The organism is Aerococcus sp. L_32, assembly GCF_050689315.1.
This window is the reverse complement of the sequence record NZ_JBOEQF010001069.1, coordinates 1-633: the sequence shown is the minus strand read 5'-3', so window position 1 is coordinate 633 and position 633 is coordinate 1. Positions and strand designations below refer to the sequence as shown.

The 633-nt window shown below is 35.2% G+C and carries 1 protein-coding gene; it reads left to right on the top strand.

Annotated features, from left to right (window positions below):
* On the top strand, nt 1–376 hold a 376-nt coding region (locus ACRCJ0_RS18230; protein ID WP_431391548.1), incomplete at its 5' end, for a YtxH domain-containing protein.
* Nucleotides 377–633 lie beyond the last annotated feature (257 nt).

The window sequence follows — 633 nt, the reverse complement described above, 5'->3', positions numbered from 1 at the left end:
CGTTCTTCGTGATACAGCTTTAGACTACGCTGATATCGTCACTGAAAAAGGTAACGTAATGTATCAAACTGCTAGCGACGCTGCGCAAGATATTCGCGTGAACTTATCAGAGTCTGCTGAAGTTTTAAAAGCACAATTAAACGAAGCAACCACTGAAGCGACTAAACAATACCAAGTAGCGCGCGATGAAGTGGCAAGTGCTTATGCAGACGCCAAAAATACGACTGCCCAAGCAACAGATGATGCAAAAACTGAAGTTGTGGAAGGTACTGAAGAAGTGAAAGCTGCTACTGATAAAGCAGCAGCTAAAGAACAACCACTTAAAGAAGACGCTGAAAAAGTGAAAAAACAAGTGGAAGAAGTTAAAGAAAAATAATTGCTGACTTAAGCAAATGAAATAGGATTGTCTACAAGTATTTGAGATGTTGAAATACTTGTAGGCAATTTTTGTTGTGTTTTTTTAAAACCATGCAAATTTTGCACTTTTTATGAAAATGACTTGTTAAACAAGTCAAATACTGATAGAATATGAAAATGTGAATGAAAGCAATCACCGTAACAAAGAAAACGTTTGCAAATATAACTTTTTAGTGCTATATTTGGCAAAGTAAGTATGAGAATAAATTTAAAAAT